Source organism: Chryseobacterium sp. MFBS3-17, from assembly GCF_020687745.1.
GTDB lineage: Bacteria > Bacteroidota > Bacteroidia > Flavobacteriales > Weeksellaceae > Marnyiella.
Window position 1 is genome coordinate 179,807 of the sequence record NZ_JAJEWK010000008.1, and the last position, 14,389, is coordinate 194,195.

The window sequence follows — 14,389 nt, forward strand, 5'->3', positions numbered from 1 at the left end:
TGAATACAGAAGCCGCCTCAGCAATGAGACGGCTTCTTTTGTTTTGGTATTATTTCTTCTGTTAAGGTTTGTATTCTTTCTGCAATACGGAAACTGCGGGGAAGTGGTCACTGTAGCCACCGGTGTAGTTGTCACCATCCCAGGATCTGAGCGGATAACCCTTCCACTGTCCGTGAGAATTCACCAGGTATGCAGGGGCATAAATCTCAGCTTTGAATACTGAGTATCCGGGTGAGAGCCGTTCTGAGGAGTACAGGTTTTTGGACACAATAATCTGGTCGAACAGATTGGGTGCATCCCGGTAGGCCAGAGACGCCACTCCGGCTTTGTAAAGTTTGGTCATCAGATTGTAATACGGGGATTTTTCTGAAAGTTCAGAAGGTTCTCCCACGGCGCCCAGATGTTTTCTCAGACTTGGACTCACAGGATCATCGTTGAAGTCGCCCATGGCAATCAGTTTAATATTGGGATCAGCCGTCCGGGCTTTGTCCATTTCGGCTTTCAGGACATTGGCAGCGGCAATTCTTCTAGGCAGAGACCGGGCTTCGCCACCGCTTCTGGAAGGCCAGTGGTTCAGGAAGATGCCCACGTGCTCGCCATCCAGCATTCCTTTTATGACGACCACATCACGGGTATAGCTTCTGTTGCCCTGGTCATTAAATATTTTGATTTCGCTTTTGTATTGTTCCGTAGGTTTGAATCTGCCTTTCTGATAAATCATGGCCACATCTATACCCCGGGCATCGTAGGAATTATAATGTATAATGCCGTAATTGCTGCGTGCAAGTGCAGGTTGTTTAATCAGGTCTTCTATCACCTGTCTGTTTTCTACCTCCAGCAGACCTACAATTACCGGGTTGTCATTGGTATATTGTCTGCCCAGTTCAGAAATCAGCTTGGCCAGTTTTCCCAGTTTGTCATTGTACTTTTCCGGTGTCCAGTTTTTCTTGCTGTTGGCGGTAAATTCATCAGACTGCGCCTGGTAGCGCACTACTTTTTTGCCCTTCAGTAACTCATCGCTCCAGGGACCTTTATATTCTTCCGTAATTTCCAGATGCTTAATGGAATCTACCGGTATACTGCGGTGAAACAGCGGATCATTCACATCTTTGGTTCCGTCTATATAATCTGCAGAGGGTACAGTATCCCACAGGTTTTCCACATTCATAAAAGCTACTGTGGCCCGTTGTACTTGTGTTTTCTGGGAGAAACCCAGCGTGGCAGTGCAGATGGCTGCTACAAAAAGAATTTTTTTCATTCTGTTCTCAAGATATTTTCTGGCGGTAAAATTAATCATTATTTTTCAGCTAATGGTTTTCTTTTTAAAATTGGCAGCAAGAGGAGCGGCACAGGTCCATCATTCCTCCTGCACAGCATGTTTTTGCAATGTTAATAAGTTTTAATGCCTGAAATCAAGAATAATATGTTAAAAATATGTAAGTTAACGAAAATTAAGTTTAATTTTGTAGCCCGCTAATTTCAGCAAATAATAAAGTGAATATAAATACATTGTTATGATTAAAAAGTTATCCTTAATCTCTTTGTTTACATTGCTTCCGGCTTCATTCTATTATGCGCAGACTACGGTCTATGCGTACATTAAAGATGATGCAGGAAAACCCATTGAGAATGCCGAAGTTGATCTGGCACAGTCTGATAATGACGTTACGGCAGACAAAATTGGTTATTTCCAGTTTGTAGATATGCAACCCGGAAAGTACCTGATTACGGTTTCCAGGCAAAATTTTGAATCCAGAATTGTGGAGTTCGAAGTAAACGAAGATGAAAGGAGAAAAGATTTAGGCGTGATTACCCTGAGTATCGCACCGGTTTCTGCAGGTGTTATGATTATTGATGACAGTGGCGCAGATGCAGATGATGGCGGATCTTCCATGCAGCCTACCGTTGGATTACTGGGTGCCAGCCGTGATGTTTTCCAGAGTGTATCCGCATTTGAACTGGGAGCTTACTGGTTCCGCCCGCGGGGTATGGAAAACAGATATGAAGAAATCCTCTTTAATGGAGTGCCGATGTCTAAAAATGATGACGGACGTGTAGACTTCAGCAACTGGGGCGGACTGAATGATGTGACCCGGTATCCGTACGAGAACGCAGACAACCTGAATCCGTCTGAATATACCTTCGGGAATCTGGGTGGCGTGGTGTACTACAACACCAGAGCATCCAGCTACAGAAAACAAACCTCACTGGCCTATTCCTTTACCAACAGAAGTTATTTCCACAGAGCCATGGCTACCTACTCCAGCGGACTTACCAAAAACGGATGGGCATTTACCGTATCCGGAAGCCGCAGATGGGCAGATGAAGGGGTGCTGGATGGGACTTACCAGGATGCATACGCATACTTTGCCGCTATAGAAAAGCAATTCAGCAGCAGACATGCACTGAATCTTACGGCCTTTGGAGCACCTACTTACAGAGCATCCAACTCGCCGAATACCCAGGAAGCTTATGACCTGATGGGTAAAAATTACAACTCCTACTGGGGGTGGCAGGACGGCGAAAAACGAAACTCCAGAATCAGAAGAGTGTTCGAACCGGTTTTCATGCTTACAGATTACCTGAAAATAGGGGAAAACAGCAACTGGAACAACACCCTTTCTTATCAGTTCGGAAGAGATGCACGCAGCAGACTGGACTGGTTCCACGCGAAAGACCCGAATCCGACTTACTACAGAAACCTGCCGGGATATCTGTTCTCTACCTTTGAAAGAGATAATTCTGACGGTGGTGTCGCCATCACCGATGCAGAGCAGGCTCAGTTTGATGCCTATGTGCTGGACTGGAAGAATAACCCGAACAGAAGCCAAATAGACTGGAACTCTCTGTACGCAGCCAATATCAATAACAGATATGATATGGCCGGAAATGAACAGGGTGCCATCTATACCATTGTAAATGATGTGAATGAAGATAAAACTTTAAATTTCAACTCACACTTTGATACCAAACTGGCTTCCAACTGGAAACTGAATCTGAACTTCAACTATCAGAACCTGAAGTCTGATAACTTCCGTGAAATGAAGGATCTTCTGGGGGCATTCTATGCCAATGACCTGAATGCATTTAATAATGATGCACCGCATGATATGGATAATCCGGGCAGAAAAATCATGGAAGGAGACAGAACCCAGTATTCTTATGATTTATTGAAAAACACCTACGCGTTCAACGCTTCTACGGAAGTGGATTTCGCCAAATGGAATCTGGTAGCGTCTGTATTCTCTTCCTATTCGGAGTCTCAGCGTGACGGGCATTTCCGCCATGCCGTATTCAACTCGAAAGGAAAAAGTGATGTTTACACCTCGCTGGATGCAGGTCTGAAGGGCAGAATCACCTATAAAATCAACGGTAAAAACTTTATCGTCTATAATGGGGCATTCTTCTCCCTGGCACCTACGCTTAATGAAATCTTCATCAGCCCGCGTGTCACCAACATGATTACGCCAAGCGTGAAAAACCAGATTGTCAGTTCAAACGATTTAACCTATATTCTGAGAGGTCAGATTGTGAAGCTGAGACTGGGAGCGTATTTAACCAACATCAGCAATGCAACAGATGTTTCCCGTTACTACGTGGATATTTCCAGCGAAACTGCTGACCAGGGGAATGCGCTGGTAGCAGAAATCCTGAATGATGTAGATAAAACCTACAAAGGTGTGGAAATGGGTGCTGAAGTGAAAATTACGCCTACTTTATCCGCCACCGCAGTAGCCAGCATCGGTGATTACAGAATTACCAATAATCCTACAGTGACAACTTTTGATGACGATTACGGATATAGAAATGACTGGGGACAGGCCAATGTAAAAGATTATAAAGTAGCCGGAACGCCGCAGAAAGCGTACTCCTTCGGTCTGAGATACCGCTCTACCAAATTCTGGTGGATTGGTGCTTCTGCAAACTATCTGCAGGATCAGTACCTGGATTTCTCTGCACTCAATAAAACGGAAGCCCTCTATACCAACCCTGCTACAGGTGATTTGTATGACGGCGTAACTCCGGAAGCGGTAGCATTCCTTACCAAGCAGCAGAAATTTGAAGACCAGTTTATGCTGAATGCCAACGTAGGAAAATCGTTCCTGTTTGGTAAATACAGAATGGGTGTCAGCGTAAGTGTCAACAATATTCTGAATAACAGAGATTATGTAACTGGCGGCTTTGAGCAGGGCAGAAATGTAAACTTCCCCGAATCTTATGCAGATGCTACCCGCACCTACCCGCATTTCGGACCAAAATTATGGTATGACAGAGGAAGAACCTTCTTCGCCAATGTATATTTAAGATTTTAACAGCAAAAATTCACGCAATGAAAAACTATAAAACAATTCTGAAGTATATGATGGTCATGGTGGCTGCTCTGTTCATTACAGGGTGTGTGCACGATGATATCTATGATACACCCGATCTGCAGGGGTATGAGTGTAAAACAGCAGATTTCTATACCAATCCGCAGAACGGGTACACCAAGTGGACTCTGGCAGAACTGAAAAACGTGCCGCTGAGTACACCCATTACAGAGAAAGCATACGTGGAAGCTTATGTATCTTCTACAGACCAGAGCGGTAATATTTATAAAACCATCTACGTACAGGATGCACCGGTAAATCCTACACATGGTCTTACCGTGAGTGTGGATCTGGTGAGTACCTACACCAAGTTTCCGCAGGGAAGCAAAGTGTATATTGAGGTAAAAGACCTCTCTGTTACCACTTATGGCGGTGTGAAGCAGCTGGGAATGCAAACTCCGGCCGGAACCCGTATCCCGGAAAATGATGTGCCTAAACATATCTTCAGAGATTGTGACGTAAGAGAAGAAATCATCCCGGTAGTAATGACGCTGGCAGATATGAATGCACAGTCTGAAAACCTGATCGGAGCATTGATTCAGATCAATAATGCTGAATTTGACGCAACGGTATTGTGTTCCGTGTACGCACCGGAAGGAACTACCGTGGACCGCAGAATCAGTGATGGCACTGCAACAAACCGCGTAGTGAGAAACAGTGGGTATGCATCTTTTGCCGGCAATCTGTTGCCTTCAGGAAATGGAACATTTGTGGGAATCTATAGCAAATTCAACTCTACCTATCAGATGTACATCAACAAAGCAGAAGATCTGAATATGACCGGCTTCCCGAGACTTGATGGTATTGCAACAGACCCTTGTGGTATTGATTTAAACTCTGTGACCGTGAAAAGCATTGCCGAAGTAAAGCAAATGTTCACCGGTTCACTGACACCAATTACTGATGATTTCGTAATCAAAGCGAAAGTAACCGCCAATGATGAAACCGGAAACCTGTTTAAATACATCTATGTAGAAGATGCTACAGGTGGTATCCGCATCAACATTGATAAGGACCCGATGTACAACGATCCGAGATTCCGCGTTGGAAAACAAATCTATGTGAAACTGAACGGATTGCATATCGGAAATGTAAGCGGCGAACTTCAGCTGGGTCAGCCGTTTAATAATAACGTAGGAAGAATTGCCGCAGGAGATGTGTACAAATTCTTCTTTGATTCCGGTGAAGCAGTTTCTGCTCCCGTACCTACAGAAAGAACGATTACCCAACTGACCGCAGAAGATGTGGGCAAATGGATCAAAATCAAAGATGTAAGATTTGTAGAAAGTGATCTGGGAGAGCCTTATGCCGTAGGAACTACTACCAACAGAACCCTTACCGACTGTGCCGGAAACCAGATTGTTCTCAGAACCAGTAATTTTGCCAGCTTCGGTGCTAATACCGTAGATGCAGGCCAGGGTGATGTATATGCCATTCTGAGTGTGTTTAATGGTACTTACCAGCTTTGGATTCCTAAGCAAACTCATGCTTTGCTGGAAGGGCCAAGATGTGATAACGCAGTAGCACCGGTTACCTTATTCAGCGAAGAGTTTTCATCTGTACTGAATGCCTCTAACTGGACAGCGGTAAACGTGACCGGAGCACAGGTATGGGTAACTTCTAACCAGGGTTCAGGTGGCTCCTATTATGCAATGATGAACGGTCATTCCAATGGAACCAACCATGCCAATGAAGACTGGTTGATTTCCAGAGAAGTGTCACTGGCAGGATACAGCAACATCAACCTGACTTTCGATTCAGATGTAAGATACAATGGTGATCCTTTGAAACTGTATATTACCAACAACTATTCCGGTGATCCTGCTACCACCACGTGGACCGAGCTTTCTGCGAATTTTGACACCAATACTGGAGCTTGGGGCTTTGTAAACTCCGGAAATGTAAGTTTGAATGCCTTTGCCAATCAAACGGTAAGAATTGCATTTAAATATACTTCCACTACAGCTGCAGCCAATACATGGGAAATAGATAACGTGAAAATTAAAGCAAAACCATAACGGTGACGCAACTTCATACGAAAGCAACCTCATTCCGGGGTTGCTTTTTTTTGATCCATACGGATCATACTGTGAAAGGAAACAAAACAACCATGAGGCAACAAATAAAGCAATCTCAGGAAGATCCAGACACGCAGCAAACCAATCGATATCCGGAAATCCCGTACCAGATTCCGCCCGTCTCCCGTCCCTTATCTCAAGTCACCTGTCTCCAATCTCTTATCTCTTATCTCTCATCTCTTGTCTCTCATCTCTTGTCTCCCATCTCTCCTGATAGCTATCGGGATCCCGTCCGGCGCCACAAAAAAAGTCCTGACGAATCAGGACCTTATGTACGTGTTATCAGAAGCGGTTTAGAATGAAACCTCATTGGTTTCTTTTCCGCGCATGAAGTTCATTGTTTTTTGTTTTCCCCTGTACGCAATATTCACAAGATTGAACTGTTTCGGGAATGTACCCAGCAAGATGGTGTTTTTTATTCTTAAAGTGCTGATGTCTCCTATGCCGCCGGTCTCAAAATAGACCCAAACGGTTTCACCTTTTACCTGGCTGCCGGTGAAGGTCAGTTTTTTAGCGCCGCCGTTTACATAAACATCCATATTGTTGTTTACGTATTTTTTCACCTCGGCTTCAAACTGAGCGGTATTCGGGTTGATTTTAATAGCATCAGAAATATGGCTGGTATTCAGTTTGGTTGTAAATTTCAGGGTTTTGCTACCATCTATGTAATCCACTTTAGTCATAGAGGAATAAAAATCCTGCGATGCAAAGCTCAGCATCACAAAAATTGTTAAAATGGATAATATCTGTAAAATTTTTTTCATTTCGTTATATATTTAATGGTATAAATATATTTCTAAACTAGGTCGCAAAATATATGCCATTTAGAAATTCACACTGATGGAGTACTTGTCATAGAACGCCTTAATGTGTGCCACGGCTTCATCTGCCGAATCTACCACGCGGTACAGAATCAGGTCTTCTTCAGAAATCAGACCGTTTTTCAGTAAGGTATTTTCAAACCACTCCAGCAGGCCGCTCCAGAATTCGCTGCCCACCAGCACAATCGGGAACCGGGCTATTTTCGCCGTCTGAATCAGCGTCAGGGCTTCAGATAACTCGTCCAGAGTTCCGAAACCTCCCGGCATAACGATGAATCCCTGCGAGTATTTCACAAACATTACTTTTCTCAGGAAAAAATAATTGAAATCTATTGAGTAATCTTTGTCAATATACGGATTAAAATGCTGTTCAAAAGGCAGGTCTATATTCAGCCCGATGGATTTTCCACCCGCGTTTCTGGCACCTTTATTACCGGCTTCCATAACGCCGGGTCCGCCGCCGGTAATGATTCCGAATCCCAGTCTGGTGATTTTCTCTGAAATTTCTACAGCCATTTCATAATACGGATCTCCTTCCTTCATTCTGGCAGAGCCAAAAACGGATACACAGGGTCCCAGTTTGGCCAGTTTTTCATAGCCGTCTACCAGTTCTGCCATCACTTTGAAAACCATCCAGCTGTCTTTGGTGATGGTTTCATCCCATGTTTTTTCTTTAAAATGGTTTTGTACGCGCTGGTCTATTTCGTGTTCCGGTCCGGCAATGATCTTGGTCATTCCTTTCCCTCTTTTTATTTTACTCATCGGTTTTATTTAAAGTATTGTTCGGCTTGCAGCACAGATTCGGGTCTGCCTACGTCTACCAAATGGGCATTGTGCTGGTAGCCGTGAATTTTTTCTGTTAACATCAGATCCAGGTATTCTTCCATAATGGAAAACTTACCGGTCCTTTTTATTTTATTGAATATTTCCGGATTTAGGCAATGTACACCACTGAAAGCCAGTGCTTTGAAGCCTTTATTGAATTCTGCCAGACGCTGCTCGCCGGTTTCTACGTTCATCCACCCCTTCAGTACCCTGTCATCATTAAACAACAGTTTCCGTGAACTGCTCCGGTCTGATACCGCCAGAGTTGCAAAATCCTGTTTCTGTTTGTGATACTGTACAAATTCAGTAATGTTGAGATCGGTAAGGATGTCCGCATTCATAATCAGAAAATCTCCGTGGCTGTCCAGAAACCTTTTGGCAAAAACCAGTCCGCCACCGGTTTCCAGCAATTCTTCATGCTCATCTGATATTTCAATTTTTGCGCCGAAATCATCGTTCAGTTTCAGAAAATCCACAATCTGACTCCCGAAATGGTGAATATTGATTACGAATTCATTGATGCCATAGGACTGCAGGTACTTAATGTTGCGCTCCAACAACGGGATACCGTTCACTTTCACCAGCGCTTTGGGGTGGTGATCGGTAAATGGTTTCAGCCGGGTTCCTTTTCCGGCAGCAAATAAAAGTGCTTTCATGGATGTCGGGTCAGGTTAGGCGTTCAGTTGGGGTTGCTCATCATGCTGTACCGTAACGGTAACCTGCGGATATTTCTCCCGGATAAACTTTGCGGTCTGCTCTGCGCTGTACACCGAGCGGTGCTGTCCGCCGGTACAGCCGAAATTAATCTGCAGATGTTCAAAATCACGGCTCACGTAATTGTCTATGGTAATGGAAATCAGATCATGAATGAGTTTCAGAAACACAGGCATCTCGGTCTTCTGTTCCAGAAACTCCTGTACAGGTAAGTCCTTGCCGGTTTGTGGTTTGTATTCATCTATGCGTCCCGGATTCAATATGCCCCGGCAGTCAAAGGTGAAGCCGCCGCCGTTTGTGGTGATGTCTTTGGGAATTCCCCCTTTTTTATATGAAAAACTGTGTATTTCAATCGTTAAACTCATAAAATTTATCCTCTTAAATCATTAATCTTCTCCTGAACTTCCGGGGTGTCCAGCTGCTCAATCAGTTGCTTCAGTTCCGGGAAGTTATTCATTTTTTCCCAATCTGCCGAAAATTTCGTGAGATTTTCAATCCCTTTATCTACGCTTGCCATAAAATGGGCTTTGCGCTGTACGAGCCCGCGAAAGCCGTATGCGCCCAGAACCTGCAGAAACCGGATGAGTTGCAAAGGCCGGAATGACTCATACAGCGGGTTGCGTTCCTGCTCATTCTCAATAAATCCGGCAAAGTAAGCTACCATTTCCCGGCGGAAATCCTCCGGAAAGTCGGCTTTGGCCTGATACAGAAACGAAATAACGTCATACATCCGCGGCCCCTCCATAGCAGACTGATAATCAATGAAGAATACTTGATCAGAATCATTTACCATGATATTCCGGGCCTGAAAGTCACGCAACATGATGCTTTTTGGTCCCAAAGATTCCGTGAGAGCAGCAATCTTTTTAAATTCCTGAATCAGAGCCGCCTTCCGGTAGGGAAGTTCCAGCGCATCTGCAATGAAACTTTTGAAATAGAACAGATCGTTCAGTACAGGAAGTTCGTCATATCTTTCATATTCAAACGTGCGGCTGTAATCTGTTTTTCCCCGTGTTTGCTCCTGCATGTTGCAGAGGTGTTCCAGACTTTGTTTCACCAGTGCTTTTACACGGTCTGTAAGTCCTTCTTCGGCTATGATTTCAGAAAGGGTTCTGCGCCCCTTATGCTCCTGGATGTACAGCGTGCGGTTTGCGGTTACAGCATATACCTTCGGCGTATTGAGTTTCAGTTCCGAAAATAATCCTGAAAAGTACAGAAAACATTCGTTTTCGGCAACATTGTGATTGCTGGTAATGATGTAGTCTATGCCGCCTGAGGTGCCCACAAAATTCCTGCGGGCAGAACCGCTTTGGGGCAAAGCGTAAAAAACCGATGCTTTTTCACCGGTAAACTGTTCTAGAAATTGTTGTGCTTCTTCCAAAATTGCTGACTATTTTACAAATATAATCATTTGCAGGCTATTTTGTTATCTTTGCAGCATGTTCCAGGATTTCAAACCGGTGTTGCTGATACTGCTGAAATTTACAGCCATTTATCTTGTGCTGTTTTTCGGGTATCAGGCCTACCTCACCCAAACGGAGATTCACGGCCTGGATCCGTTCTCTCAGTCGGTGGCAAAGCAGGTCGGTTTTCTGCAGAATAACCTGGGCTATCCCACAGAACTTACACATGATGCCAAAAACCTCACCACCGGATTCCGCGTGAAAGGAATTTATGTTTCCCGCATGGTAGAAGGCTGCAATGCGATATCGGTAATGATCTGGTTTGTGGCTTTCGTGGTGGCTTTTTACCGGGGCATCAAGACCCTGTGGTTTATTCTGGGCGGACTGCTCATATTGCATATCATGAATGTGCTGCGCATTATGGGGCTCAATATGGTTTTGGCCGATATGCCGCAATATGGAAAAATAGCCCATGATTATCTTTTCCCTGCGGTGATTTACGGTACGGTGGTGGCACTCTGGCTGATTTGGATTAAATTTTTTGCGCTGAAAAAATGAAAAAGATATTCCGGTGGTTCATGGTTTTGGTGGGTATCTGCGGCCTGATAGCTGTTCGGGTGATTGAAAATCATGCTTTTTATGATCCTTTTATCGGGTATTTTAAGGAAACCGGTCTGCATAACGATCTCCCGGAATTTGACTGGTCACGGCTGATTCTGCATCATGTTTTCAGGTTTATGCTGAATGTGGCTGCCTCGGCCGTAATCATTCATTTCATGTTCCTGAATAAAAAATGGACGGTACAGGCTGTGGCACTGATGCTGATCTTTTTCGCCATCTGTCTGCCGGTGTACCTTTACTGTATTGCTACCGGATTTGCTGCCGGTGAAGTATTCTCCTTTTATATGCGGCGGTTTGTCATTCAGCCGTTAATATTGCTTTTAATTATTCCTATGTTTTACTACCGGAAACATATTGAAGAATAAGTCTTAATTTTGGCAATGTTTTTGAAAACCAGAATGCATGAAAAAATTTTTGCAGATATTGTTTGCTTTGAATATGCTCTTCCTCACGGCCCAATCCGGAAGTGACAACGCCTCTGTGCAGTTGGCAGCCGAAAGTCAGGAGCACACTCCGGTAAACCGGGACGTGCCGGAGCTGATTCCACAGCAGCGGAATGGCAGCTACGGATTTGTGGACCGGAAAGGCAACATCGTAATCCGGCCGGAATACAGCAATGTGGGATTTTTTACGGAAGACTGCAACCTGCTGAATTCTCCCAATGCAAAAGTCAGAAAATTCGGTTCAGACCAGTTCGCCTCGGTACGGAAGGGCGGTGTGGATTTCAGGATTGATAAAAAAGGGAAAAGGGTGTATCAGTATAAAAATGCCGATCTGGCCAAATGTCCTTTTGAGTTTAAAAAACAACGCTATTTTTCGTATATCCGCCAGGGATATTACGGAATCATTGAGGAGACTTCCTTTACCAATCCGGAGGATTACCGCAATTATATTATTTATCCGCAATACACCTATCTTCATATTATGGAAGGTGATGACCTGAACAATCCCATGATTATTGCCTCCCGGAACAACCGCTTCGGGGTGATTGATATTCACAACAAAGTCATCATTCCGTTTGAGTACAGTGATATCAAACGGAATTACAGCTGGAAACTTGCACGTTTGTTTGAAGTGACCAAAGACGGCAAGAATTATTATTACATTGACGCAAAAAATAAAGGTTATTAATTAAAATATTCGTAATTTCGCGATCAGAAATTAAAGGGGTGCTGTCACAAGCTGAGATTATACCCAATGAACCTGGAACAGGTAATGCTGTTTAGGGAAAATCTGACTCTTCTGCCATGATGCAGAAAGCCGGAAACTGTATAATTTATTTGTTCCCCTTTTATTCAATTAATTTTAAAAAATTTAAAAGAATGAAAGGATTTTTTGTTTTTGGACTTGCTGCAGGTCCGTTCTTTTTTGCGCAGAATCTGACGCAGGACACCATCAGGACACACGAAATTGAAAGTGTGAATTTTACAAAGGCTTTGCCGTTTTCCAAGGAAATCATTAACGTGGAAAAAGACCTGAGCCGCAAGAACCTCGGTCAGGATTTGCCGGTATTGTTGAAGAATCAGACCGCTGTAATTGCCACGTCGGATGCTGGAAACGGCATAGGCTACACCGGATTCAGAATCCGGGGTGTGGCGGGAAATGGCATTAATGTCATGATGAATGGTATTCCGTACAACGATTCCGAAAGCCAGGGCACTTTTTTCGTGAATGTACCGGATCTCACCAGTTCTGCTTCGCAGATTGTGATTCAGCGCGGAGTAGGGACCTCTACCAACGGCGTTTCTGCATTCGGTGCCAGTGTTAATGTCATTTCCAAAGACCCGGCCGATGAATTTTACCTGAAGTCAGATAACAGCTACGGCTCGTTCAACACCTATAAATATTCAGCAGAAATAGGCAGTGGCACATTCTGGAATGACCGGCTGAGTCTCATGGGCCGCTATACCAAAATTCACTCAGACGGCTATATAGACCGTGCGTTTTCTGACCTGGATTCCTACAATTTTACCGCCATGTTCCGGGATGATTCTACCAAACTCCGTCTGCTGGCATTCGGCGGAAAAGAAAAAACCTATCAGGCGTGGAACGGAATTGACCGCGAAACCTGGGAAACAAATCCCCGATTCAACTATTCCGGAGCAATCTATGATGATCAATGGGAAAATATCATTGGCTATTATGATAATGAAACCGATAATTACCGCCAGAATCACTACCAGCTCCTGTGGGAACAGCGGCTCGGCAATCACTGGAATCTGGAAACAACGCTGCATTATACCAAAGGGAAAGGGTATTATGAAAATTATAAACAAGGCGATCCGTTTGCCCGTTACAACCTTCCCGATGCAAATGGCAGTGCCTACTCGGATTTTATCAGAAAAAAGTGGCTGGACAATGATTTCTACGGTGCAGTTTCTACCCTGTACGGAAAGTTTGACCGTCTGGACCTGAATATCGGAGTGGTGGGCAACCAGTATGTGGGCTGGCATTTCGGTAATGTGACGGGCGTGTACCTGCCGCAGATTAATGAACATGAATATTACCGGAACAAATCTGTGAAAGATGAATTTTCGGGCTTTGCCAAAGCCATGTACCGCCTGGGTTCTTTCGAATTTTTCGGGGATTTGCAACTGCGGAATATTGTCTATGATGCCCGTATTGTACAGCAGGGTGACGATGAAGGGGTGAATCTGAACAAAAACTGGTTATTCTTTAATCCAAAAGCGGGTGTCAATTACCGGATTCCTGCCGGGAAACTCTACCTTTCCTATGCCCATGCACACCGCGAGCCCAACCGGGATGACTTGTTTGCCAATCCGGAAACTCAGGCAGAAAAATTACATGACTTTGAAGCGGGAATAGAAAAAAACATCGGTAAGGTAGCGTTCACGGCCAATGCCTATTATATGAATTATGTGAATCAGCTGGTGCTGAACGGGCAAATCAATAATATTGGTGAATTTATCCGCGTGAATTCTGGCAAAAGTTACCGGCTGGGGATAGAACTGGCTGCGCTTGCTAAGCTATCGGAACAATGGAATGTGGGCGGAAATTTTTCATTAAGCAAAAATGAAAACATCGGCTTCAGAAACGAAACGTCAGAAGGAATTGTAGATCTGGGCAATACCCCGATTTCTTTTTCTCCGGAAATGATTGCCAATGTGCTGATCAGTTACCAACCGCTGAAGAACTTCAGTGTGCATCTTCAGAATCAATATGTCGGAAGTCAGTATCTGGACAATACCCATGATGAAAATCTGAAAACCAAGGAATATTTTCTCACCGATTTCAATGCAAAATACACGCTTAGTCTGCGCAAAACCAATGTCGATTTTACGCTGCTGGTCAATAATATTTTTAACCAAAAGTACATCAACAACGGATATGTGTATGATGGGGATCCGTACTATTTTTCCCAGGCCGGAACTAATTTTATGTTCGGGGTGTCTTTTTGGATCAAACCATAAGAAAACGGACAGACGGACTACGGGATTTCATTTTATTTATCCCTTTCATATTCATATTTTTAAGGTCGTCATCAGACGGCCTTTTTTATGGCCGGAATTTATACTTCGGCAAAAAAACGTTAAATT

At 44.0% G+C, this 14,389-nt stretch carries 12 protein-coding genes; 6 read left to right on the top strand and 6 right to left on the bottom strand.

From position 1 onward, the window contains the following. Positions 1-61: 61 nt before the first annotated feature. Entirely contained in the window at positions 62-1,258 is a 1,197-nt protein-coding gene (locus LKO26_RS06330) for an endonuclease/exonuclease/phosphatase family protein (protein WP_227587008.1), read from the bottom strand. A gap of 256 nt (positions 1,259-1,514) precedes the next feature. On the opposite strand from LKO26_RS06330, the gene LKO26_RS06335 reads away from it, so the two are divergent. Both LKO26_RS06335 and LKO26_RS06340 read left to right on the top strand, forming a co-directional pair. Continuing rightward, entirely contained in the window at positions 1,515-4,313 is a 2,799-nt protein-coding gene (locus LKO26_RS06335) for a carboxypeptidase-like regulatory domain-containing protein (RefSeq protein WP_227587009.1), read from the top strand. 17 nt (positions 4,314-4,330) lie between these two features. Beyond that, entirely contained in the window at positions 4,331-6,388 is a 2,058-nt protein-coding gene (locus tag LKO26_RS06340) for a DUF5689 domain-containing protein (RefSeq protein WP_227587010.1), read from the top strand. Positions 6,389-6,741: 353 nt separating this feature from the next. On the opposite strand, the gene LKO26_RS06345 is transcribed toward LKO26_RS06340, so the two are convergent. From LKO26_RS06345 to LKO26_RS06365, 5 genes are read right to left on the bottom strand one after another with little or no spacing between them, the layout of a single operon-like run. Then, on the bottom strand, positions 6,742-7,212 hold the full coding sequence (locus LKO26_RS06345) for a DUF6702 family protein (RefSeq protein WP_227587011.1): 471 nt from the start codon (positions 7,210-7,212) through the stop codon (positions 6,742-6,744). Positions 7,213-7,272: 60 nt separating this feature from the next. Beyond that, complete coding sequence (locus LKO26_RS06350) at positions 7,273-8,004, bottom strand: TIGR00730 family Rossman fold protein (RefSeq protein WP_227587069.1); 732 nt, start codon at positions 8,002-8,004, stop codon at positions 7,273-7,275. Positions 8,005-8,036: 32 nt separating this feature from the next. After that, positions 8,037-8,750, bottom strand: a complete 714-nt coding sequence (locus LKO26_RS06355; RefSeq protein WP_227587012.1) for an NDP-sugar synthase — start codon at positions 8,748-8,750, stop codon at positions 8,037-8,039. 15 nt (positions 8,751-8,765) lie between these two features. Continuing rightward, positions 8,766-9,173 carry an RNase adapter RapZ gene (locus LKO26_RS06360; protein WP_227587013.1) on the bottom strand — a complete coding sequence of 136 codons (408 nt, stop codon included), beginning with the start codon at positions 9,171-9,173 and terminating at the stop codon, positions 8,766-8,768. Positions 9,174-9,178: 5 nt separating this feature from the next. Next, complete coding sequence (locus LKO26_RS06365; RefSeq protein ID WP_227587014.1) at positions 9,179-10,189, bottom strand: aminoglycoside phosphotransferase family protein; 1,011 nt, start codon at positions 10,187-10,189, stop codon at positions 9,179-9,181. A gap of 58 nt (positions 10,190-10,247) precedes the next feature. Between LKO26_RS06365 and xrtF the strand changes: the two genes are divergently transcribed. The 4 genes from xrtF to LKO26_RS06385 all read left to right on the top strand — a co-directional run bounded on the left by xrtF (position 10,248) and on the right by LKO26_RS06385 (position 14,263). Beyond that, positions 10,248-10,769 carry an exosortase family protein XrtF gene (xrtF, locus tag LKO26_RS06370; RefSeq protein ID WP_227587015.1) on the top strand — a complete coding sequence of 174 codons (522 nt, stop codon included), beginning with the start codon at positions 10,248-10,250 and terminating at the stop codon, positions 10,767-10,769. Next, the gene (locus LKO26_RS06375) at positions 10,766-11,197 is read left to right on the top strand and encodes an exosortase F system-associated membrane protein (RefSeq protein WP_227587016.1); all 432 of its coding nucleotides are present in this window, start codon (positions 10,766-10,768) and stop codon (positions 11,195-11,197) included. The genes xrtF and LKO26_RS06375 overlap by 4 nt, the downstream gene beginning before the upstream one ends. A gap of 37 nt (positions 11,198-11,234) precedes the next feature. Next, positions 11,235-11,963 (top strand): WG repeat-containing protein, encoded by a 729-nt coding sequence (locus LKO26_RS06380; RefSeq protein WP_227587017.1) that lies wholly within the window; start codon positions 11,235-11,237, stop codon positions 11,961-11,963. Positions 11,964-12,154: 191 nt separating this feature from the next. Continuing rightward, the gene (locus tag LKO26_RS06385) at positions 12,155-14,263 is read left to right on the top strand and encodes a TonB-dependent receptor (protein ID WP_227587018.1); all 2,109 of its coding nucleotides are present in this window, start codon (positions 12,155-12,157) and stop codon (positions 14,261-14,263) included. Positions 14,264-14,389: the final 126 nt, after the last annotated feature.